Raw genomic sequence first — 18,949 nt, forward strand, 5'->3', positions numbered from 1 at the left:
GCCCGCCCGATGCGCCCGGGTGCGGGACGCGGCGGCCGAACGGGCGGCAGGGGCCGTGCGGTGAGCGGTCGAACGGTGCGCCGAATGGCGCGACGAACGGTCGCCACCGCGCGGCTGTTCCAGTGACGGCAACGGCCGTGTCCCTTGACTTCCCGATGACACCCGTATGGATTCATTTCACCAAAAGTCATACAAGATGAAAGTCGGTCTGATGGTGAAGCGAAAACTGCAAGGCGCGGCGGCCATGGCCGCGCTGCTGGTCGGGAGCGCCACCGCATGCACCGGACCACCCGCGGGACCCGCCTCGCCGGAGGGGGCCAAACGCCCGGCTCCGATGGCGGCGGGAGGTGGCCACGAGCAGCAGCGTGGCTTCACCCTCGTCGCGTCGGGCGACGTACTGCCGCACGCATCGATCATCCGGCAGGCCAGTGCCGACGCGGGTGGCAACGGCTACGACTTCGCGCCGATGCTCGCGGGCGTGAAGCCGGTCGTCTCCGAGGCGGACCTGGCCATCTGCCACATGGAGACGGTGTACGGCCCCGAGGGCGGCCCGTACACCGGCTACCCCAACTTCAAGTCGCCCCCCGAGGTGGCCAAGGGACTGGCCGCGACCGGTTACGACTCCTGCTCCACCGCCTCCAACCACAGCCTGGACGCGGGGGCCGAGGGGATCGACAGGACGCTCGGCGCGCTCGACAAGGCCGGCGTCAGGCACGTGGGCTCGGCGCGTACGGAGGCCGAGTCGCGGGAACCGGCGTGGCTGAAGGGCGGCACCGCCAAGGTGGCCCAACTCGCCTACACGTACGGCACCAACGGCTACCCGCTGCCGGAGGGGCGTCCGTGGGCGGTGAACCTGATCGACCAGGAGAAGATCGTCGCCGACGCGCGGGCGGCCAGGAAGGCGGGCGCGGACGTGGTCGTCGTCTCGCTGCACTGGGGCACGGAATGGCAGGACGAACCCGACGCGCAGCAACTGCGGCTGGGCAAGGCACTGACGGCGTCGAAGACGGACGACCGCCCGGACATCGACCTGATCATCGGCACGCACGCGCATGTCCCGCAGGCGTACGAGAAGGTCAACGGCACCTGGGTCGTCTACGGCATGGGCGACCAGATCGCCGGCGCGATGGTCAACCACTCGGGCGCGCACGACCCGCGCGGCAACCAGGGCACGATCGGCCGCTTCGCCTTCGAGCCGCCGGCGAAGGCGGGGGAGCGGTGGGTGGTGCGCAAGGCGGAGTTCATTCCGCAGTGGTTCGACACGGAGGCCGGTCGGGTGGTGAATCTGAACGCGGCGATCGAGGGGGGCGCGGACCACTCGGCCGTGCGGGACCGGATCCGGGAGGTCGTGCTGAGCCGGGACGCGGCGAAGGACGGCTTGGCCATGGGCCAGTAGCGCCGGGTGCGCGGGCGTCCTCGAACGCCGGACGGGCTGGACTTGCCGCTCAGCGGCACCATCCAGTCCCTCCGGCCACGGCGAGGCCAGTTCCTCGGCCGCCGCGACCAGGCCGTTGTGCGGGTCGCCGCGGAAGGTGTGGAACTCCCAGCGCACCTCGAAGGTGCCCTTCGTCCGCTCCGCCGCCTTACGGGCCTCCGCTCCCGCCGGCATCGGCGGCTGTACGTACACCGGCGCCGGCAGCGAGGCCGACCGGCATCGACCGGCTCGTCCCATCGGGTACTTCGGTCCCCGCTGCCGGTGTGGGTCGGGCTCCACGGCTTGAGGCCGTGCGAGCTATTAGTCATGAAAAAGGATCAGATGTACCCGGGGCGCCGGGTGATGCTGCGCCTCGCCGCGTGTCTCGGAGCCGCCACCGCCGTACGGTTCCTCGGCCCCGACCCGGCGCAGACGCCGGGACGCTACCCGTCGGGACCGCCCCCGGCGGCAGGGCCGCAGGCCAGTGCGCCGGTCAGGGGCTCGGCGTACCGGCTGCGGCCCATGACGGCGTACACACCGCCCAGGTCCAGCCCCGCCCGGCCGCCGGTGCGCCGCAAGCCCTTCCTGCGGATGGGGGGAATCGGCCGGAGCATGGTGCTGACCTTCGACGACGGGCCCGACCCGCGCTACACCCCGGACATCCTGCGCACGCTGCGGCGCTACGACGTACGCGCGATGTTCTTCGTGTGCGGGGAGATGGCGGTCGAGAACCGGGACCTGCTCCGCGAGATGGCCGACGACGGTCATGTCGTCGGCAACCACACCTGGTCGCATCCGCTGGTTCCCCGGCTGTCACCGGCCGGCATCCGCGCCGAGCTGGGGCGTACGAGCGACGTGGTCGAGCAGAGCGTCGGGCACGCGCCCGTCTGGTACCGCGCGCCGTACGGGGCCTGGAACCGCCGCTCCTTCGAGATCGGCGCCGAGCTCGGCATGGAGCCGCTCGGCTGGACCCTCGACACGCTCGACTGGCGCGAGCCGGGCACCGGGGCCATCGTCCGCCGGGTGCGCGCCGGAGCCGGCCCCGGCGTCGTGGTGCTCTCGCACGACGCCGGGGGCAACCGGCGGCAGAGCGTGCAGGCGCTGCGGACGTATCTGCCGGAACTGCTCGACGCGGGGTACCGGATCACTGTGCCGAGCACCGCGCGGCGGGGGTAGGCGCCGTACCTCTGAGGCCTCTCCGGTCGCCTCCTGTTCAGTGGGTGGCGACCAGGGAGGCGAAGACGACGACGTTGCCGGCGTAGCCGCCCCCCTTGGAATAGCCGCCGCCACAGGTGATCACGCGCAGCTCCGGCCTGCCCATGTCCCCGTACACCCGGGGGCCGGGGAACTCCTCCTTGGGGAAGACCTCGACGCCGTACACCTCGAAGACGGCGGCGCGGCCGTCATAGCGCGTCACCTCGATGCGGTGGCCCTTCTTGAGCGAACCCAGGTTGTAGAACACGGCCGGCCCCACCGCGTTGTCGACATGGCCGACGATCACCGAGGTGCCCCGCTGGCCGGGGGCGATGCCGTTCTGGTACCAGCCCGCGAGGTTGGGGTCCTGCGGCGACGGGGCCTCGATCCATCCCTCGGCGTCGAGTCCCACGTCCACGATGGGCGCGCTGACGCGGATGTCGGGGAGGCGGATGCGGGAGGCCGGGGCGTGCGGGAGAGGCCGGACGGCGGTGTGCGGTGTACGGGCGCCGGTGGCTTGGGAGTGGCGGTCCAGGGAGGCGGCCGACGCGGGCTGTGGCGGGCCGAGGGACACGTCGACGCCGTTGCGCATCAGCGCGAGTCCGGTGAGCATCACGAGGGCCAGGACCCCCCAGGGCGAGCGTTTTCTCGGCTCGGAGCCGTTGTACTCCTGGCCCATGGTGCTCCCTTCGACGCGTCTGTACGGACGCTAAGCGCGCGGGCTGGGGGCGGCGAGAGGTGAGGGGCGAACGGGTGGCGCGGTACCCGCGCGGTGACCCATCCGGGTAACTCGTCGTACAAGATATCTGACGGTCTGTGACCTGCGGCTCCGTCAGATCCGGACGCGCCGCACCGGCGTGTCGTCTCACCGGGGTGGACCAGCCCGAAATGCGGTAATCGCGGGTCCCGGTGAGTGTTCGTCATGGGAGGCGTACTCGTCGATCTTCCCGGAGCACCGCTCCGGGGCGCCGTCCCGTGGAGGTTCTACGATGCGTGTTTCACGCGCCTGCCTGGTGACCGCGACGGCCCTTGCGGCGGTCGGACTCGTCGCCCCCACTGCTACCGCCACCAACGGCCCGCGCAACGTCAACGTCAACCCGTACAGGGTCCACCAGGGCGCCGTGCTGACGATCAGCGCCTCCGGGTGCGGTCACGGCGGCACCGTGACGTCCCACGTCTTCCAGCGGCCCGCCCACCTTCCGGCCAGCGACACCACGTCGTACGCCACCGCCAAGATCAGGTACAACGCCACTCCCGGCAACTACCACCTGGCCGTCAAGTGCAATGACAACCCCAGGATGGTGACGCACCAGTTCACCGTCGTCGCGGGCCGGGGTGCCCATGGCGGTATCGGCGGATCGCTCGGCCCTTCCGACACGGAGATGCAGATCGGCGGCGGTCTCGTCGCCGCGGCTGCCATCGGCGGCAGCCTCTTCATCGCACGCAGACGCCGCCTGAACCGTACCGCGGTCTGAGCGCGCGGCCGCGTGTGGGCCGTACTCGCATGAACGCCCGTCGCCCCGCGTCCTTACGAGGACGCGGGGCAACGGGCGTACTGAGATCCGGGCGTCAGTGGTGACGGCTGCCGTTGCCGCGCCGGCGCAGTACGAAGACGACACCACCGGCGGCCGCGACGACCAGCGCCGCACCGGCGGCGATCTCCCCGGCGTCCATCCCGCCCTGGCTGCCGCCCACGCCACCCCTGGCGGGGCCGGCGGGGGAGCGGGTGGCCGTCGCCGTGGTGGTGACGGTCGGGCGCGTGAAGGTGGGCGTCGGCCGGGCGTCGCCGGCGATGGTGAGCTGAGAGGTGCCTGTCCTGCCATCGTCATGGCAGGTGTAGGTCACCGTGTACATGGCGCCACGTTTCGCGTCCCAGTCGACCGTGGCTGTCGCCGTGTCGCCCTGCGGGATCGAGACGGTGTCGAACACCGCCGAAGTCGCGTCCGCGCCGCCGGTGCACCCCGAGACGAACAGAGTGACCTGCCCGCCCGCGGCGATGGTGGAAGGGGTCGCGGTGCCGACCACCGCCGGCGCCTTGTCGTCGAAAGCCGAGGCGGCGGGGGCGGTGAGCGAGAGAGCGGCGAGGCCGAGCGCGGCGGCCGATGTCACACGTATCGCGCGCATGGACAATCCTCCGGGTCCTCGAGGGGCAGCGGCGGAATTTTTATCCACACATGGTAGGAAATGCACCTCGATACCCCGAACGCTAGGAGCGGTCACGGCGCCGCGCGATCACAGTCGCGCAAATGGGGTATCGGAGTACGCCACCCGGTGCGCCGCGGCAAGCCCCACACTGGGCCGATGCGCAGCTTCAGCGAAGACCCGGCACTGCGGCCGCCGCCTTGGCAGCCCTTGGTGTTCAAGGGCCACACGGCCACGGCGACCCTCCATCACGACCGCGTCGAGATCAGGCGAAGCCGCCTGGGCAGGCTCGGTGGGAACAAGGACGCGACGGTCGCCCTCGCCGACGTGACGAAGATCCTCAGCAGGGGTCCGACGCTCCTCGTCAACGGTTACGTGTTCCTCGCGACGGAAGCCGACCCCGGCCTGCCGCGCGGCCTCGCCGCCCGGCCGGCCGGGCAGATCGCGGGAAACCCGCACACGATCATGTTCACGCTGGCCCAGGCGAAGGCCTTCGCGGCCTTCCTGGAGTCCGCCGACGCGACGTGGCGCGCCAACGGCGCCGGCGCGGTGCGGGCGCCGGGGGCGTAACCCGTCGGTCCGCGTCGGCCGCCGCGGCTTCGCGGAACTACTTCGACGCGTCCGGGAACAGGTCCAGGAAGGGGCCGGCGGTGGCCGAGAGGCCGCGGCCGAAGGGGGCGTCGAAGTCCCAGATGAGGAAGAGCAGGAAGGCGATCAGGGCGCTGTAGAGCCCCGCCAGGAGCAGTTCGCGTCCCGTGCGGCGGATCTGGAGGGCGAAGATCAGTCCGACCGCGACCAGCGCTCCGGTGATCAGGCCGAACCAGACGACCCCGGGCATCGTGGCCTCCGCGCCCTGGCCCCGGGCGCCCCGGGCGTCGTCCGCCGCGGCCACCTGGTCGACCAGGGGCTGATAGGCCTGGCCCTCGTGGTCGGTCTTCGGCACATAGTCGGTGACGTCGCGGCGCACCTGGTCGAGGAGTTCGGTGCCGCGCTCGGTGAGGCTGCCGTGGTCGGCCATGTGCCGCCATTCGGTGTTGATGACGTACGTGACATACGCGTCGACATCGCTGCGGATACGGGCCCGGACCTCGGCGGGGTAGACCTCCGAGCGGGCGCTGACCTCGTGCAGGGCCTGGGCCTCCTGGCGTACGGACTCCTGGGCGGCGCTGCGGCCCTCCCAGACGCCGGCGATGGCGAGCCCGAGGACGATCGCGTAGACCACGCCGATCATCATCGTCATGTACTCGATGACGTCAGGGGTTTCGGACGGATCGTCGTCATCGCCGACGCGGCGGTGGTTGATGACCGTGATGGTGAGGACGACCGCGCAGGCGGCCGCCATCGCGATGCTCAGAACGAGCCATTCCGACATGGGATTCTCCGTCGGCTAGCGGGAGCGTGGGCGCAGTACGGCAGCGGCGAACACCGCGGGGGCCGTGACCAGGAGGGTGAGGGAAACCAGGGACGGGCCGTTCTGGGGCTCCTTGCGGGTGGCCTTGCGGTACACGGGGATGGCGACCGGAGTGGGGGAGGGCGGCTTCGGCCGGGCGGACGGGGTGGGCGTGGGGCTGGGGGACGGCTTGGGGGCAGGAGGCGGCGGCGGAACGGGCGGCGGCGGAGGGGGCGGCGGGGGCGCCGGTTCCGGTTCGGCGGGCGGCGGTGGCGGCGGGGGAGGGGGTGGCGGCGGTGGAGGCGGTGGTGGGGGCGGTGGCGGTGGCTCCGGAGCGGGAGCCGGCGGGGGCTTCGTTTTCGGGCCCGCCGTGCAGATCGCGCTTCCGCCCACGGCGACCGCCGAGCCCGACGACATCTCACCGCTGCGCGAAATGGAGGCGTACGAACAGTTGTCGGCCGCGGCCGGTACTGGGCTCAGTAACAGCCAGGTCAGGGTGACGGCGGCCAATAGGCGTCCTGGGAGCGGAGGGTGCACGTCCGGGAGCATGGACCGGGCAGGCCCCCGCCACGCCGCCATCCGGCCCAATTCCCCTGATGGACGGGACTTTCGATGCTTTGCGTTTGAGATCGCCGGGGCCCGCAGTGAAGGTCATTGCGAAATTTCTGCGAACGCGTTGAACACCCGGGGACCTCCGGCCCGTACCTAGGGCCATGAGCGACGCACAACAGCGTCGCAACACACCCTCGGTGCACAGGAGTCCACATGAAGACCTGGCGGAACGTCTCGCTCGCGGTGACGGCGGCGGCTGTGATGGCGCTGACGACGGCGTGCGGTCAGGACAACGCGACCGAGTCCCCCAACGGCCAGTCCGTGGGCAACGCCAACCCCGCGCAGCAGCCCGCGGACAGCGGCTACGGCTCGGACAAGGGCGGCTACGGCGACGCCGCAGCCGACGCGGGCGCGGAGCCCAAGACCGCCGGCCAACTCGCCGTCTGGGACAGCAAGAAGCTCGGCAAGGTGCTCACCGACAGCGAGGGCTTCACGCTCTACCGGTTCGACAAGGACACCGTCAGTCCGCCGAAGTCGAATTGCGAGGGCGACTGTGCGAAGGCATGGCCGGTGGTGCTCGCGGGCGATGCCACGGCAGCCCCCGGCACGGACGCCTCGATGCTCGGCGAGCTGGAACGAGCCGACGGCACCAAGCAGCTCACCATCGGCGGCTGGCCCATGTACCGCTTCGCCAAGGACACCAAGCCGGGTGACGCCAAGGGCCAGGGCGTCGGCGGTACCTGGTTCGCCTCCGCTCCCGACGGCAAGAAGGCCGCAGTGGGCGCGGCGGGCGGCGGCGCCGAGGATGCCGGCGCCGAGGATGCCGGCGCCGAGGAAGCCGGTGCCGAGGGCGGGGCCGAGAGCCCGGCCGACCTCGCGGGCATGTCCGTACGCAAGGACGCCAAGCTCGGTGACGTCGTGGTGGACTCCAACGGCATGACGGTCTACCGGTTCAAGAAGGACTCCGCCTGGCCGATGAAGACCGCCTGCACCGGCGCCTGCCTCGACAAGTGGCCGGTCGTCCCGCCGGTCGAGAAGAACGACACCGAAGGCATCCTCAAGAAGGGCTTCGTCACCTTCGACCGCCCCGACGGAATCAAGCAGCAGACGATCGACTGCTGGCCCGTCTACACCTTCTCGGGCGACGCGAAGCCGGGTGACACCAACGGCCAGGGCGTCGGTGGCACTTGGTACGCGGTCTCGCCCGAGGGCAAGCTGGTCGGCGCGCCCAAGTAGTTCCGCAGCGTCCCCACGCTGTGGCGCCCGGCCCGGCCGGCCCGTCCCTCCGCCCCGCCGCGGAAGGGACGGGTCGGTCGTTTGTGCCGCACATGCCCGCGGCGTGTGACCGAGAACGGACCGCTAATTTCCGTTTTTGCTCGCTCTGATGCCTGCCGATCAGTAGCCTCGGCTCGAACACCGGTCTAGGTCATGACCGGCTGTCCCGTGGCGATGAGTTGGAGACATTGATGGAGCGACCCGCCTGGGCACCACAGGGCATCGACCTCACGGTGCCGAGCGTGTCCCGGATTTACGACTTCTACCTGGGCGGTTCGCACAACTTCGAGGTCGACAGGGAAGCAGCCCGCAAGGCAATGGAGTTCATGCCGGGCCTCCCGAAGATCATGCAGGCGAACCGGGCGTTCATGCGCCGTGCGGTGCGCTTCGCGGCCGGCGAGGGCATCACCCAGTTCCTCGACATCGGATCCGGCATCCCGACGTTCGGCAACGTCCACGAGGTCGCCCAGGCAGCCAGCCCCGAGGCCCGTGTGGCGTACGTCGACCACGACCCGGTAGCCGTCGCGCACAGCCAGGCCGTCCTCGCGGGGAACGACCGGGCCGGCATAGCCGCGGCCGACCTGCGCAAACCGCAGGAGATCCTGAACAGCCCCGTCGTCAGCGAACTCATCGACCTGGACCGGCCGGTGGCGCTGCTTCTCGTCGCGGTACTCCACTTCGTCGAGGACGCCGACGACCCCCAGGACGCCGTCGCCACCCTGCGCGACGCCCTCGCGCCCGGCAGCCTCCTGATCCTCACCCACGCCTCCTACGAGGGAATCCCGCTTCCCGAGGAACAGGCGGGCGGCACGGTCGATGTCTACAAGAACATCAAGAACCCGCTGATCATGCGCTCCCGGGAAGAGGTCGCACGGTTCTTCGCGGGATACGAGATGGTCGAGCCGGGACTCGTGGCGATGCCCGAGTGGCGGCCGGAGACCCCGCTCGCGCAGGAGGATCCGTTCGCCTTCTCGGGCTTCGCAGGAGTGGGACGCAAGGCGTGAGCGTGCCATCGCAGGCACCGGGGCCCGGCTCCGAACGGGCGGCAGGACGGGCGGTAGCGGCCGGCCTCGACGCCGGGGGTGACCGGGACGACCGGGACGGCAGACTCAGCCGGTTCGCCACGATCTGGAGCCGGGCGATCTTCCCCGTCACCGCCACTTCCATGACCCGCCCCGAGGTCGAACGTCATCTGCTGCCGCTCGCACGGCTGTTGAGCGAAGCCCTGCACCGGCGGCCGTTCGACACCGGGCCCGGGCACGAGGTCGGCGCCGCCCTGGTCGCCGCCCACTGCACCGACCCGGACGCCCTCGTCCGTACGCTCGGAGTCATCGACTCCTACCTGGTGCTGTACTGCGCCGGGGAGGAGGACTCGCCCGCCGAGGCCGAGGAGCACCGGGCCCGCTGCGCCCGGCTCCAGCACGCCATCGCCGCCGGCTTCGCGCAGGCCCTCCGCGAGCGGACCCTCGCCGAGCAGGAGGCCCTCGCGCGGTCGTCGCTGCTGGCGAGCAGCGAGGCGCAGAAGGTGCTGCACGCCACGGAGACCCGCTTGCGCGCGGTCTTCGAAGGCGCGGCGATCGGCATCGGCATCGCCGACCTCGAAGGCAACATCCTGGAGGTCAACGAGGCGCTCATGCGGATGTTCGGCGGGCTCGACCACTACATGCGCGACCGGAAGGTGAGCGAGTGGGTCCACCCCGAGGACACGCCGCACGTGTGGAAGCTGTACGGCGAACTGGTGCGCGGCGAGCGCGAGAGCTACCGCGTGGACAAGCCGTACTACCGCACTGACGGCACCGTCCTGTGGACCAACCTGACGGTCTCGCTGCTGCGCGACGCCGACGGCCGGCCGCAGTACCAGCTGGCGCTCATGGAGGACACCACCGAACGGCGGCTGCTCAACCTGCGGCTGCGCTACGAGGCCACCCACGACGCCCTGACCGGGCTCCCGAACCGCACGCTGTTCTTCGAGCGCCTGGAGAAGGCCCTGTCCGCGGGCGACGGCATGCGCTTCGGCCTGTGCTACCTCGATCTCGACGGGTTCAAGGCGGTCAACGACAGCCTCGGCCACTCGGCCGGCGACCGGCTGCTCGTGGAGGTCGCCGACCGGCTGCAGAGCTGCGCGACAGCGCCCGGCGAGATGGTGGCCAGGCTCGGCGGCGACGAGTTCGTCGCGCTCACCACCGGTCCCGACACCCGCCAGGAGGTCGACGAGCTCGCCGCCCGCATCCTCAACGCACTCTCGTCCCCGATCCGCATCGAGGGCCGGGACCTGACCGTACGCGGCAGCATCGGCATCGTCGAAGGCCCGGCGGGCGAGCGCGGGCCCGCGGAGGTGCTGCGCAGCGCGGACATCACCATGTACCGGGCCAAGTCGGCGGGCGGCAACCGCTTCGAGACCGCCGACGCGGAGGCGGACGCCCGCGCCATCACCCGGCACGGGCTCACCAACGCGCTGCCCGCCGCGCTGGAGCGGAACGAGTTCTTCATCGAGTACCAGCCGCTCGTGCATCTCGGCGACGGCAGCGTGCACGGCGCGGAGGCGCTGGTGCGCTGGTGCCATCCGCAGCACGGCGTCCTCGGCCCGGACCGCTTCATACCCCTCGCCGAGCACACGGGGCTGATCGTCCCGCTCGGCCACTGGGTGCTCGAAGAGTCCGTACGCCAGGCCAGGTTCTGGCAAAAGCGGCACTCCGACGGCGGGCCGCTGCGGATCAACGTGAACCTGTCACCGATGCAGCTGCACCACCCCCGGCTGGTGGCCGACACGGTGGACGTCCTGGAGCGAGCCGGTCTCGAACCGGGCGCCCTGTGTCTGGAGGTCACCGAGTCGGCGCTCATCGGCGCCGACGACGACCTGCTCAAGCCGCTGCGCCAGCTCGCCGAAATGGGCGTCGACATCGCGCTCGACGACTTCGGTACCGGCTACTCCAACCTCGCCAATCTGCGCAGGCTGCCGGTGAGTGTCCTCAAGCTGGACCGTTCCTTCACCCAGTCCATGCAGCAGCACCCGGCCGACGCCGTCGACGTGAAGATCGTCGAGGGCATCGTGTCACTGGCGCACAGCCTGAAGCTGGCCGTCACGGTGGAAGGTGTGGAGACGGGCGCGCAGGCGGCCCAGCTGCGCGAGCTGGGCTGCGACACGGCGCAGGGCTGGTACTACGCCAGGCCCGGCGCACCCGACCGCATTCACACCTTGCTGCTGGCCGACGCCGTCTGACGGACCCGAGAAGCGAGGAGTACGTTCTGCAGCTCGCGCGCCGCGCGCGGCGGAGCCACGTCGCTGCGGTGCGCGAGCGCGATCGTACGGTGCAGGCCCGGCCGCGCGAGCGGCGTGACCCGCAGGTCGCGTCCCGCCCGCGCGGCCACCATGCGCGGCACGACCGCGAGCCCGAGGCCGGCCCGTACGAAGCCGAGAACGGCGTCCATCTCGCCGCCCTCCACCGTGAAGGACGGCTCAAAGCCTTCGGCGCGGCAGGCGGCGACGGTCAGCTCGCGCAGGTCGTAGCCGTGCCGGAACATCACCAGCGGCTCGCCCTCCAGATCCGCGACGCGTACGGACCTGCCGCTCTTTCCGGGACGGGGCAGTGAGGCGGCGGAGACCACGACCAGGTCCTCGTGCAGCAGCTCGACGGTGGTCAGGGCGGGGGAGGGCGTCGGCAGCGGCAGGACGACCAGGGCGAGGTCGAGCGCGCCACGCGCCAGTTCCCGTACGAGATCGTGCGAGCCGCCCTCCTCGATCAGCAGCTGGATGCCGGGATGCAGGTCGTGAAAGGTGCGCAGTACGTCCGGGAGCAGCCCGGTGCACAGGCTCGGCGTCGCACCGAGCCGCACCCTGCCGCGCCGCAGCTGGGCCAGCTCCTGGACCTCGTGGCGGGCGGTGTCCGCGTCGGCGAGGATGCGGCGGGCCAGCGGCAGCAGGGCCTCGCCGGCGGCGGTGAGGGCGATGTTGCCGCGGGCGCGGGTGAAGAGGTCGGCGCCCAGCTCCTTCTCCAGGGCGCGGATCTGCTGCGAGAGGGAGGGCTGGGAGACGTGCACCTGCTCGGCGGCGTGCGTGAAGTGCAGGGTCTCGGCGACGGTCACGAAGTAAAGAAGCTGCTGGAACTGCATGACTGCACCCTATCCACGATAGTCATTGCCTATCGGCATGAGCCGGACCATGTCTTGGACCTCTGAGGTGTCGCGCACTTAACGTCAGGGCCATGGCACTGGCTACGCGGACGGATCGGCAACCGTCACTCACGCGCTCGTTCTGGGGATCGACCGTCGGCAAGAAGACGGTGATGGCCGTGAGCGGCCTGATCATGCTGATGTACCTGGTCGCGCACATGCTCGGCAACCTGAAGATCTTCTTCGGTTCCGGCGAGTTCAACGCGTACGCGCACTGGCTGCGGACCATGGGGGAGCCCCTCCTGCACTACGAGTGGGCGCTGTGGATCGTGCGCGTGGTGCTGCTCGCGGCGGTGGTGATGCATGGAGTCGCGGCGTACCAGCTCAGCAGGCGCGACATCAAGGCGCGGCCGAGCAAGTACGTGCACAAGCGGCGGCGGGCGAGCTACGCGACGCGGACCATGCGGTGGGGCGGGATCATCCTGGCGCTGTTCATCGTGTGGCACCTGCTGGATCTGACGACGCTCACGGTGAACGAGAACGCCCAGTCGGGGCGCCCGTACGAGAACGTCGTCGCGACCTTCAGCACCTGGTACGGCAACGTCATCTACCTCGTGGCGATGCTGGCCGTCGGGCTGCACATCCGGCACGGCTTCTGGAGCGCCGCGCAGACGCTGGGCGTGGGGAACGCGCGGCGCGAACGGATTCTCAAGACCGTGGCCAACGGCCTCGCGCTGGTGCTGACCGCCGGATTCGTCTCCGTACCGGTCGCCGTCATGACTGGAGTGGTGAGCTGAGATGACCGACGACACCAACTACACCGATTTCACGGCTTACTCGACCGGCGCGCCGGTCGTCGACACCAAGGCGCCCTCCGGCCCCGTCGCCGAGCGCTGGGACACCCGCCGCTTCGAGGCCAAGCTGGTCAACCCGGCCAACCGCCGCAAGCACACCGTCATCGTCGTAGGAACCGGCCTTGCGGGCGGCGCGGCGGGTGCCACACTCGCCGAACAGGGCTACCACGTCGTCCAGTTCTGCTACCAGGACTCGCCGCGCCGCGCCCACTCCATCGCCGCGCAGGGCGGCATCAACGCCGCCAAGAACTACCGCAACGACGGCGACTCCATCCACCGACTCTTCTACGACACGGTCAAGGGCGGCGACTTCCGCGCCCGCGAGTCGAACGTCCACCGGCTCGCGCAGATCTCCGTCGAGATCATCGACCAGTGCGTCGCGCAGGGTGTGCCGTTCGCGCGCGAGTACGGCGGTCTGCTCGACACCCGCTCCTTCGGCGGCGTACAGGTGTCGCGCACCTTCTACGCCCGAGGCCAGACGGGGCAGCAACTGCTGCTGGGCGCCTACCAGGCGCTGTCCCGGCAGATCGCGGCAGGCAATGTGGAAATGCACGCCCGCACCGAGATGCTGGATCTCATCGTCGTCGACGGGCGGGCGCGCGGCATCGTCGCCCGCGACCTGATCACCGGCCGTATCGACACGTATTTCGCGGACGCCGTGGTGCTCGCGAGCGGCGGCTACGGCAACGTCTTCTACCTCTCGACGAACGCCAAGAACTCCAACGCGACGGCGATCTGGCGGGCCCACCGGCGCGGCGCGTACTTCGCCAACCCCTGCTTCACCCAGATCCACCCCACCTGCATCCCGCGCTCGGGCGACCACCAGTCCAAGCTCACGCTGATGAGCGAGTCGCTGCGCAACGACGGCCGCATCTGGGTCCCCAAGGCACAGGGCGAAACCCGCCCGCCGGCCGACATCCCCGAGGACGAGCGCGACTACTACCTGGAGCGCATCTACCCGTCCTTCGGCAACCTCGTCCCGCGCGACATCGCCTCGCGCGCCGCCAAGAACGTCTGCGACGAGGGGCGCGGCGTCGGCCCCGGCGGGCAGGGCGTCTACCTTGACTTCGCCGACGCGATCCGGCGCCTGGGCCGCAAGGCCGTCGAGGAGAAGTACGGCAATCTCTTCGAGATGTACGAGCGGATCACCGCCGAGAACCCGTACGAGGTGCCCATGCGCATCTACCCGGCGATCCACTACACGATGGGCGGGCTGTGGGTCGACTACGACCTCCAGACCACCGTCCCGGGCCTCTTCGCGATCGGCGAGGCCAACTTCTCCGACCACGGCGCGAACCGCCTCGGCGCCTCCGCGCTCATGCAGGGACTCGCTGACGGTTACTTCGTCCTGCCGTCCACCATCAACGACTACCTGGCCCGCAACCCCCACCACGACGACATCGACGCGAGCCACCCGGAGGCGGTCCGCGCGGTCGCGGAGACCAACGATCGCCTGGAGCGGCTGCTCGCCGTCGACGGCGACCGCACCCCCGACTCCTTCCACAAGGAGATCGGCGAACTCCTGTGGGAGTACTGCGGGATGGCCCGCACCGAGGAGGGCCTGCGCAAGGCCCTCGGCCGCATCCCGGAGATCCGCGAGGAGTTCTGGCGACGAATAAAGGTGCCGGGTACGGGCGAGGAGCTCAACCAGTCGCTGGAGAAGGCGAACCGCGTCGTCGACTACCTGGAGCTCGCGGAGCTGCTCTGCCTCGACGCCCTGCACCGCGGCGAGTCCTGCGGCGGCCACTTCCGCGAGGAGAGCCAGAGCGAGGGCGGCGAGGCGGAGCGCAGGGACGAGGAGTTCTCGTACGCCGCCGCCTGGGAGTTCGCGGGTACGGGCGCGGCGCCCGTCCTCCACAAGGAAGCCCTCGAATTCGCCTACGTCCACCCCACCCAGCGGAGTTACGCATGAGGCTCACCCTGCGCGTCTGGCGCCAGCGCAATGCCGAAGAACCCGGCGCCATGGTCACCTACGACGTGGACGACATCTCCGAGGACATGTCGTTCCTGGAGATGCTCGACACGCTCAACGAGAAGCTGATCCTGAGCGGAGACGAGCCGGTCGCCTTCGACCACGACTGCCGCGAGGGCATCTGCGGCGCGTGCGGCGTCGTCATCAACGGCGACGCGCACGGCCCGGAGCGCACCACCACCTGCCAGCTGCACATGAGGCACTTCGAGGACGGCGACACGGTCGACGTCGAGCCGTGGCGGGCCGGAGCCTTCCCGGTGGTCAAGGACCTGGTCGTGGACCGGTCGGCGTTCGACCGGATCATCGGCGCGGGCGGCTACATCAGCGTTCCGACCGGCGCCGCCCCCGAGGCGCACGCCACGCCCGTACCCAAGGCGGACGCCGACTTCGCCTTCGAGCACGCCGAGTGCATTGGCTGCGGCGCGTGCGTCGCGGCCTGCCCGAACGGCTCGGCGATGCTTTTCACCTCCGCGAAGATCAACCACCTCAATGTCCTCCCGCAGGGCGCGCCGGAGCGCGAGACGCGCGTCCTGGACATGGTCGCGACCATGGACGAAGAGGGCTTCGGCGGCTGCACCCTGGCGGGCGAGTGCGCCACGGCCTGCCCGAAGGGCATTCCGCTGCCGTCCATCGCGGCGATGAACAAGGAGTGGCTCCGGGCGACAAGAAAGGCGCCGCGCCGCTGACCCACGGCCCTTGGTGGTCATGGGCATGTGGTTGTGGGCATGTCATCACCTGCTGCTAATCTTCCTCGGCAAGATCGAGAACGGCTGGCAAGCGGGGGAAGATGGCCGGGCAGGCGCAACAGGGTGGCTGTCGCGTCCAGAAGAGCGGGATGGCCGCCGAGGCCGACAAGCTCGACCGGGCGGGCGACGACGTGGGTGACATCGGCTCCGCTCTCCAGGAACAGCTCTGCCGGTCCATCGCAGGTGTCGGCGACAAGAACACCCCCATCCAGGCCGTCCAGAACGCCCTGAACGTCTCGGCGCCCCTCGGCCGCCTCGCAGCCGCCGTCGCCCTGTCGCTGTCCGCCTTGGCCCTGGCCGGCTGCGGCCTCTTCGGCCCCGAGACCTACGAGGTCGACGAGAGGTCCGTCGAGGTGGACGCGGGCGACGACTTCACGCTGTCCGTACCGGCCAGTCCCTCGATGGGCGAGAACTGGTACGTGGCCGACCCAGGTCCCCACCGTGACGTCGTCCGGCTCCAGGGCCAGGACGAGGAGTACGAGGGCGACGGCGGGAACATCGGCGGAGGCGGCGGAACGCAGTCCTTCACCTTCCGGGCGATCGAGCCGGGCACTACGAAGATCAAGCTTCTGTATTGCCGGCTCGGCAGGTGCAACGCCGGTTTCGGCGATCCGGCGCCCTCGCCCTCACCGTCGGAGTCACCGTTCCCCGTTGCGAGCGGAACCCCGGGCGAGCACGACCGCGAGTACTTCATCTACACCGTCACCGTCCGATGACGGATCCGGGGCACCCATGGACCTCACTCCGCGCCGCCCCAGCCCGCTCCACACTCGCCCCCGTTCAAGACCCGAAGCCCCTCATCCGGACTGGTCAACGAACCCCACCGGAAAGGTCACCCGTTCCCACCTCGAACGGCAAACCGAATGGCGCGAAGGCGAGCGAGGACTTTCCGGAACCGGAGACGCCGGGAAGACGACGAGCGCGTCTCGCGGGATGTCGACGTCGACGTGCCGGAGGTTGTGCTCGGCGGCGCCGCGCACGCGCACATACGGGTCGTGGGCAGTGTGCATCGGCAGGACTCCGTACGCGGGGATTGTTGCGACAAACGGTTCGATTCTAGGCGCCGTCCGGGCCCGCCGGCCCACAAGCGCTCACGCGTGCGGGACAAGGCAGAATCCTGGGCTGTGATGATCACCGCGCGCGAACTCAACCGGGCCACCCTCAGCCGCCAACTGCTGCTGGAACGTGAGCCGCTGACCGTCCCGGAAGGGGTGCGGCGCGTGGTCGCGCTACAGGCGCAGCACCCCGCCTCGCCGTACCTCGCCCTGTGGAACCGGCTCACCGGTTTCGCTCCGGCCGAACTCGACGCCGCCTTCACCGGGCGTTCGGTGGTCAAGGCGACCCTGATGCGGATCACCCTGCACGCCGTGCACGCCGACGACTATCCGGCCTTCCGCGCGGCGATGCAGCCCACGCTGTACGCCTCCCGGCTCGGCGCCCGCTTCGCGGTCGCGGGGCTGACCCCCGCGGACGCCGACGAGCTGGTACCGGAGCTGCTGGCCTTCGCCCGTCGGCCGCGGACCTCGGCGCAGATGCAGGCGTGGGCCGAGGAGCGGCTCGGTGCCGAGAAGAAGGACGGGGCGTGGTGGGGGCTGAAGGCGTACGCACCGCTGCACCATGCCCCGACGGACGCGCCGTGGTCGTTCGGCCTCCGGCCGTCCTTCGTCGCGGCAGCGACCGGGCCCGTACCCACGGGCCGGGCGTTGGAGCCCCAGGCGCTGCGCACCCTCATGCTGCGCTATCTGGCGGGGTTCGGGCCCGCGTCGGTCGCGGACGTGGCGCAGTTCGCCATGGTGCAGCGGGCACCCGTCCGCGCGGCGTTCCGCGCTCTGGACGGCGCCGTCGAGCAGCTCCAGGGGCCGGACGGCGGCCCGCTGTTCGACCTCCCGGGCGCTCCCCGGCCGCCCGCCGACACTCCCGCGCCTCCCCGGCTCATGGCCATGTGGGACAGCATTCTGCTTGCTTACGCCGACCGCAGCCGGGTGATACCCCCGGCCTATCGCCCGCTGGTGATCCGGCGCAACGGCGACGTACTGCCCACCCTGCTGGTGGACGGCCATGTCGCCGGTGTGTGGCGCCCGGTGGACGGCGGTATCGAGGCCACGGCCTTTCACCCTCTGTCACCCGCCACCTGGGACGGACTCGCCGGGGAGGCCCAAGGTCTGACGGCGCTCCTCAGCGACCGTGAGGCGGCGGTCTACAGCCGGTACCACCACTGGTGGGCAAAGCTCCCCGAGGCCGAGGTGCGGATGCTGTGACCGGCGATTTCGTTCAGTGGTACGGGACAGAGCCCGTCAGCCCCACCAGGCGGGCCAGTCGCCGGTAGGAGTCGAGGAGTGCCTCCCGGTCGTACGTACTCGTGGCGACCAGGTACTCGTCGGCGCCGCTGCGGCCGAGCACCTTCTCCAGAGCGTCGGCGACCTCTTCCTCGGTGCCGTGGATGTGGCCGCGCCGGGATTCCTCGAAGAGCCCCCGCTCACGGTCGCTCATCGGCCGGGCCAGAACCTCGTCGACGGGTGCGAGCGGCGGGAACGATCCGTGGGTGCGCGAGTACGCCGATGCCCAGGCCTCGGGCACCAGAATCCGCCCGGCCTCCTCGGAGGTGCCCGCCACGGCGACCGTGCCCGACAGCACGACGTACGGCCGCTCGCCCCAGGGGGAGGGCCGAAAGGCCTGGCGGTATCCGTCGATGGCCCGCAGCATCTCGTCCTCGCCGCGCGCCGCCGCGATCACCAGCGGAAGCCCGGCTGCCGCCGCGACCTGGGCCCCGGCCCCTGTCGCCAGTACGAACGCGGGGACCCGCAGGCCCTCCCCGGGGTGGGCGTGCACCTGCGGATGCGCGCTCTGGTCGCCGGTGAAGTAGCCCAGCAGCTCGCCGAGCCGCGTGGCGAAGTCCCCGGCGTCCTTCTTGTCGTGGCCCAGCGCCCTGCGTATCCCGTCGGTGAAGCCGACGGAGCGGCCGAGCCCCATGTCGATGCGGCCGGGGAAGAGGGATTCCAGTACGCCGAACTGCTCGGCGACGACCAGCGGCTGATGATTCGGCAGCATCACCCCGCCCGTGCCCACCCGGATCGTGGACGTCGCGGCGGCGACGGCGGCGGCGAGCACGGTCGGCGCGGAACCGGCGACTCCGGGCACGCTGTGGTGCTCCGACACCCAGAAGCGGTGATATCCCAGCTCCTCGATCCGCCGTGCGAGGTCCACGGTGTCCCGCAGCGCCTGCGGGGCGTCGTGGGCCTCGCGCGTACGGGAACGGTCGAGTACGGAGAACCGGGTCTGCGCGATCACTGAGGTCACACC

The 18,949-nt window shown here is 70.7% G+C and carries 17 protein-coding genes and 1 pseudogene; 12 read left to right on the forward strand and 6 right to left on the reverse strand.

All coding sequences use genetic code 11. The features are described from left to right. The first annotated feature begins 211 nt into the window (after window positions 1-211). Complete coding sequence (locus tag AC1P0E_RS29975) at window positions 212-1,396, forward strand: CapA family protein (protein WP_482745233.1); 1,185 nt, start codon at window positions 212-214, stop codon at window positions 1,394-1,396. A gap of 87 nt (window positions 1,397-1,483) precedes the next feature. On the opposite strand, the pseudogene AC1P0E_RS29980 reads toward AC1P0E_RS29975, so the two are convergent. Next, a pseudogene (locus AC1P0E_RS29980) lies at window positions 1,484-1,672 on the reverse strand (hypothetical protein); the annotation flags it as partial. A gap of 69 nt (window positions 1,673-1,741) precedes the next feature. Here AC1P0E_RS29980 and AC1P0E_RS29985 point away from each other — a divergent pair. Continuing rightward, window positions 1,742-2,590 (forward strand): polysaccharide deacetylase family protein, encoded by an 849-nt coding sequence (locus AC1P0E_RS29985; RefSeq protein WP_482745234.1) that lies wholly within the window; start codon window positions 1,742-1,744, stop codon window positions 2,588-2,590. A 37-nt stretch (window positions 2,591-2,627) separates the two neighbouring features. On the opposite strand, the gene AC1P0E_RS29990 is transcribed toward AC1P0E_RS29985, so the two are convergent. Beyond that, complete coding sequence (locus AC1P0E_RS29990; protein WP_482745235.1) at window positions 2,628-3,287, reverse strand: class F sortase; 660 nt, start codon at window positions 3,285-3,287, stop codon at window positions 2,628-2,630. A gap of 310 nt (window positions 3,288-3,597) precedes the next feature. Here AC1P0E_RS29990 and AC1P0E_RS29995 point away from each other — a divergent pair, with 310 nt between their 5' ends. Continuing rightward, a complete protein-coding gene (locus tag AC1P0E_RS29995) occupies window positions 3,598-4,083 on the forward strand; it encodes a hypothetical protein (protein ID WP_482745236.1) in 486 nt (161 codons plus the stop codon). 94 nt (window positions 4,084-4,177) lie between these two features. Here the strand turns inward: AC1P0E_RS29995 and AC1P0E_RS30000 are convergent, their stop codons facing one another. Next, window positions 4,178-4,732, reverse strand: a complete 555-nt coding sequence (locus AC1P0E_RS30000) for a hypothetical protein (protein WP_482745237.1) — start codon at window positions 4,730-4,732, stop codon at window positions 4,178-4,180. A gap of 177 nt (window positions 4,733-4,909) precedes the next feature. On the opposite strand from AC1P0E_RS30000, the gene AC1P0E_RS30005 reads away from it, so the two are divergent. Beyond that, complete coding sequence (locus AC1P0E_RS30005; RefSeq protein WP_482745238.1) at window positions 4,910-5,320, forward strand: hypothetical protein; 411 nt, start codon at window positions 4,910-4,912, stop codon at window positions 5,318-5,320. Between the two features lie 37 nt (window positions 5,321-5,357). On the opposite strand, the gene AC1P0E_RS30010 is transcribed toward AC1P0E_RS30005, so the two are convergent. Beyond that, window positions 5,358-6,122, reverse strand: coding sequence for a bestrophin-like domain (locus AC1P0E_RS30010; protein ID WP_482745239.1), 765 nt, complete (start codon window positions 6,120-6,122; stop codon window positions 5,358-5,360). A 783-nt stretch (window positions 6,123-6,905) separates the two neighbouring features. Here AC1P0E_RS30010 and AC1P0E_RS30015 point away from each other — a divergent pair. From AC1P0E_RS30015 to AC1P0E_RS30025, 3 genes are all read left to right on the forward strand, one after another. Further along, the gene (locus AC1P0E_RS30015) at window positions 6,906-7,928 is read left to right on the forward strand and encodes an SCO0930 family lipoprotein (RefSeq protein ID WP_482745240.1); all 1,023 of its coding nucleotides are present in this window, start codon (window positions 6,906-6,908) and stop codon (window positions 7,926-7,928) included. A gap of 230 nt (window positions 7,929-8,158) precedes the next feature. Continuing rightward, the gene (locus AC1P0E_RS30020) at window positions 8,159-8,971 is read left to right on the forward strand and encodes an SAM-dependent methyltransferase (protein WP_482745241.1); all 813 of its coding nucleotides are present in this window, start codon (window positions 8,159-8,161) and stop codon (window positions 8,969-8,971) included. Window positions 8,972-9,093: 122 nt separating this feature from the next. Next, window positions 9,094-11,187 carry a putative bifunctional diguanylate cyclase/phosphodiesterase gene (locus AC1P0E_RS30025; RefSeq protein ID WP_482745953.1) on the forward strand — a complete coding sequence of 698 codons (2,094 nt, stop codon included), beginning with the start codon at window positions 9,094-9,096 and terminating at the stop codon, window positions 11,185-11,187. On the opposite strand, the gene AC1P0E_RS30030 is transcribed toward AC1P0E_RS30025, so the two are convergent. After that, entirely contained in the window at window positions 11,157-12,077 is a 921-nt protein-coding gene (locus tag AC1P0E_RS30030) for a LysR family transcriptional regulator (protein WP_482745242.1), read from the reverse strand. The two genes, AC1P0E_RS30025 and AC1P0E_RS30030, sit on opposite strands and share 31 nt — an antisense overlap. A 92-nt stretch (window positions 12,078-12,169) precedes the next feature. Between AC1P0E_RS30030 and AC1P0E_RS30035 the strand changes: the two genes are divergently transcribed. The 5 genes from AC1P0E_RS30035 (at window position 12,170) to AC1P0E_RS30055 (ending at window position 17,907) form a co-directional block, all read left to right on the forward strand. Next, entirely contained in the window at window positions 12,170-12,874 is a 705-nt protein-coding gene (locus tag AC1P0E_RS30035) for a succinate dehydrogenase cytochrome b subunit (protein ID WP_482745243.1), read from the forward strand. A 1-nt stretch (window position 12,875) separates the two neighbouring features. Continuing rightward, window positions 12,876-14,843, forward strand: coding sequence for a fumarate reductase/succinate dehydrogenase flavoprotein subunit (locus AC1P0E_RS30040; protein WP_482745244.1), 1,968 nt, complete (start codon window positions 12,876-12,878; stop codon window positions 14,841-14,843). Continuing rightward, window positions 14,840-15,589, forward strand: coding sequence for a succinate dehydrogenase/fumarate reductase iron-sulfur subunit (locus AC1P0E_RS30045; RefSeq protein WP_482745245.1), 750 nt, complete (start codon window positions 14,840-14,842; stop codon window positions 15,587-15,589). Before AC1P0E_RS30040 ends, AC1P0E_RS30045 begins: the two co-directional genes overlap by 4 nt. Window positions 15,590-15,738: 149 nt before the next feature. Next, window positions 15,739-16,365: a protease inhibitor I42 family protein gene (locus AC1P0E_RS30050; protein ID WP_482745246.1), complete on the forward strand. Its 627-nt coding sequence runs from the start codon at window positions 15,739-15,741 to the stop codon at window positions 16,363-16,365. A 408-nt stretch (window positions 16,366-16,773) separates the two neighbouring features. Next, window positions 16,774-17,907 carry a winged helix DNA-binding domain-containing protein gene (locus tag AC1P0E_RS30055; RefSeq protein ID WP_482745954.1) on the forward strand — a complete coding sequence of 378 codons (1,134 nt, stop codon included), beginning with the start codon at window positions 16,774-16,776 and terminating at the stop codon, window positions 17,905-17,907. 13 nt (window positions 17,908-17,920) lie between these two features. On the opposite strand, the gene AC1P0E_RS30060 is transcribed toward AC1P0E_RS30055, so the two are convergent. Then, a complete protein-coding gene (locus AC1P0E_RS30060; protein ID WP_482745247.1) occupies window positions 17,921-18,937 on the reverse strand; it encodes an MsnO8 family LLM class oxidoreductase in 1,017 nt (338 codons plus the stop codon). Window positions 18,938-18,949 lie beyond the last annotated feature (12 nt).

The sequence above is a fragment of the Streptomyces sp. TRD_SC_5 genome (assembly GCF_056836825.1).

Bases quoted from the DNA above. Each gene is read 5' to 3' on its own strand.
- AC1P0E_RS29975 (WP_482745233.1), top strand. From the start codon at position 212: ATGGTGAAGCGAAAACTGCAAGGCGCGGCGGCCATGGCCGCGCTGCTG.
- AC1P0E_RS29985 (WP_482745234.1), top strand. From the start codon at position 1,742: ATGAAAAAGGATCAGATGTACCCGGGGCGCCGGGTGATGCTGCGCCTC.
- AC1P0E_RS30020 (WP_482745241.1), top strand. From the start codon at position 8,159: ATGGAGCGACCCGCCTGGGCACCACAGGGCATCGACCTCACGGTGCCG.
- AC1P0E_RS30030 (WP_482745242.1), bottom strand. From the start codon at position 12,077: ATGCAGTTCCAGCAGCTTCTTTACTTCGTGACCGTCGCCGAGACCCTG.
- AC1P0E_RS30000 (WP_482745237.1), bottom strand. From the start codon at position 4,732: ATGCGCGCGATACGTGTGACATCGGCCGCCGCGCTCGGCCTCGCCGCT.
- AC1P0E_RS29995 (WP_482745236.1), top strand. From the start codon at position 3,598: ATGCGTGTTTCACGCGCCTGCCTGGTGACCGCGACGGCCCTTGCGGCG.
- AC1P0E_RS29990 (WP_482745235.1), bottom strand. From the start codon at position 3,287: ATGGGCCAGGAGTACAACGGCTCCGAGCCGAGAAAACGCTCGCCCTGG.
- AC1P0E_RS30010 (WP_482745239.1), bottom strand. From the start codon at position 6,122: ATGTCGGAATGGCTCGTTCTGAGCATCGCGATGGCGGCCGCCTGCGCG.
- AC1P0E_RS30005 (WP_482745238.1), top strand. From the start codon at position 4,910: ATGCGCAGCTTCAGCGAAGACCCGGCACTGCGGCCGCCGCCTTGGCAG.
- AC1P0E_RS30050 (WP_482745246.1), top strand. From the start codon at position 15,739: ATGGCCGCCGAGGCCGACAAGCTCGACCGGGCGGGCGACGACGTGGGT.
- AC1P0E_RS30045 (WP_482745245.1), top strand. From the start codon at position 14,840: ATGAGGCTCACCCTGCGCGTCTGGCGCCAGCGCAATGCCGAAGAACCC.
- AC1P0E_RS30035 (WP_482745243.1), top strand. From the start codon at position 12,170: ATGGCACTGGCTACGCGGACGGATCGGCAACCGTCACTCACGCGCTCG.
- AC1P0E_RS30015 (WP_482745240.1), top strand. From the start codon at position 6,906: ATGAAGACCTGGCGGAACGTCTCGCTCGCGGTGACGGCGGCGGCTGTG.
- AC1P0E_RS30040 (WP_482745244.1), top strand. From the start codon at position 12,876: ATGACCGACGACACCAACTACACCGATTTCACGGCTTACTCGACCGGC.